The organism is Nitrosophilus sp. (assembly GCF_982775275.1).
In genome coordinates this window covers 1-2,123 of sequence record NZ_CEXZHP010000240.1, presented here as the reverse complement: position 1 = coordinate 2,123, position 2,123 = coordinate 1, and the positions used below count along the sequence as shown (strand labels likewise).

The window sequence follows — 2,123 nt, the reverse complement described above, 5'->3', positions numbered from 1 at the left end:
CACTACTTGCATACGCTTGGAAAAGAAAAATCTGGGCTGATCTTCACTAAAACTCAAGAGGCGTTTGCCTCTTGAAATAAATAATCAAACTACGCTATAAAACTTCTCTTTTTTTAAGAAAAATCGGTTATTATTTTATTAGGTAAATTTGATATTAGTTAAAATGGTTAAAATAGTTTAGTGGCTGAGGGGATAAATTTTTGTATATGGCAGCTAAACCACTCAACTACTCAACTACTTAACCACTAAACTACTCAACTATTTTAACTTTATGACTAAACAAAAAAGAGGAAAAATGCTAATTGATGGACATGGAAGAAAAGTAAATTATCTTAGAATCTCGGTTACCGAAAGATGCAATTTTAGATGTCAATATTGTATGCCCGAAAAGCCTTTTAGCTGGGTTCCCAAAGAAAATCTTTTAAGTTTTGAAGATCTTTTTAAATTTGTAAAAGCTGCAATTGATGAAGGTATAACAAAGATCAGAATAACGGGCGGTGAGCCAACTCTAAGACACGATCTTGATAAATTTATAAAAATGATATATGAATATAAAAACGATATAGATCTTGCGATGACTACAAACGGATATCTTTTAAAAGATATTGCAAAAGATTTAAAGGATGCTGGATTAAAAAGATTAAACATATCTTTGGATAGTTTAAAACCTGAAACTGCTGCAAAAATCGCTGGAAAAGATGTATTAAAAAACGTAATCGAAGGAATTGAAGAGGCTTTGAGGGTTGGGCTTAAAGTAAAGATAAATATGGTTCCTTTAAAGGGTGTAAATGAAGATGAAATTGTAGATATTTTAAACTATTCTAAAGATAGAGGTATGCAGGTAAGATTTATCGAGTATATGGAAAACGTCCATGCCGCAAGCTCTTTAAAAGGAATGCATGGAAAAGAGATATTGCAAAAGATTAAAGAAAAATATGAAATAGAAAAAATTGGTCGTCAAGGAAGTTCTCCGGCCTTTTTATATAAACTTAAAAACAGCGATTATACTTTCGGCTTAATTGATCCTCATAAACACGACTTTTGTGAAAGCTGCAATAGAATAAGATTTACCGCTGAGGGGTATTTGATACCATGCTTATATTTTGATGAAGCTATGAGCATAAAAGAAGCTGTGCAGTCGGGAGATATTGACAAGGCTGTAGAGATTTTAAAAGAGGTGCTGGCAAATAAACCCAAAGAAAATAGATGGGGACAAGATCAAAGTGAAGCTTCAAATAGAGCTTTTTATGAGACTGGAGGATAGGGGGGGTTAGATGAATTTTTTGGTTAAAATGGTTAAAATAGTTGAATAGTGAAAAGTTAGAAAGTTAAAAAGTGAGAAAGTATATTTCTAATTCCAATAACTATTATCTCTTAACCAAAAGGGAATAGATGATCTATTTAGTTGAACATTTTTACTCAATTCAAGGTGAGGGAAAATTTGTCGGGACACCGAGCATCTTTTTTAGATTTGGAGGTTGCAATTTAAAATGTCCCTCATTTGGAGAATATTTTGTAAAAGGAAAAATCGTTTACGGATGCGATACTATCAGAGCCGTTAAAAGAGGTCTTTTTCAAAATGAGTGGCAAGAGATAAATGATATTGAACAATTGATAGAGATTTTAGATGATTATTTAAAAGATATGGATTTTAAGCCACATATTGTAATAACAGGTGGAGAGCCTCTTATCTATGCAAAAGAGGAGCCCTTTTACAGTTTTATAGAGTATTTGGTAAAGGAAGGATTTATTGTTACTATTGAGACAAATAGCACTATTTTGATAGATTTTGAAAAATTCCCCTCTTATAAAGAGGTTATATTTGCAATGGCCGTGAAACTTAGCAATTGTGGCGATCCATACGAAAAAAGAGTAAACAAAAGCGCAATTGAGGCGATAGTAAAAAATACGAAATTCTCTTTTTTTAAATTTACACTTGATAGAGGTATAATAGAGCGAAACGCCTTTGAAGAGATTGTAGATATTGTTGAGCCATATCCTGAAGTTGAGATTTATTGTATGCCTTTAGGAGATAGAGTCGAGATCTTAAAAAAGCATGATAAAGCCGTTGCTGAGTTTTGTTTGATTTATGGCTTTATATATAGTGATCGACTCCATGTTCG

The 2,123-nt window shown here is 32.4% G+C and carries 2 protein-coding genes; both read left to right on the top strand.

All coding sequences use genetic code 11. The annotated features are described in order from the left end of the window. Nucleotides 1-295 precede the first annotated feature (295 nt). Nucleotides 296-1,264, top strand: a complete 969-nt coding sequence (gene moaA / locus AC30RD_RS08755) for a GTP 3',8-cyclase MoaA (RefSeq protein ID WP_489494124.1) — start codon at nt 296-298, stop codon at nt 1,262-1,264. 128 nt (nt 1,265-1,392) lie between these two features. Beyond that, nucleotides 1,393-2,123: 7-carboxy-7-deazaguanine synthase QueE (locus tag AC30RD_RS08750; RefSeq protein WP_489494122.1), on the top strand; the 731-nt coding region annotated here is incomplete at its 3' end.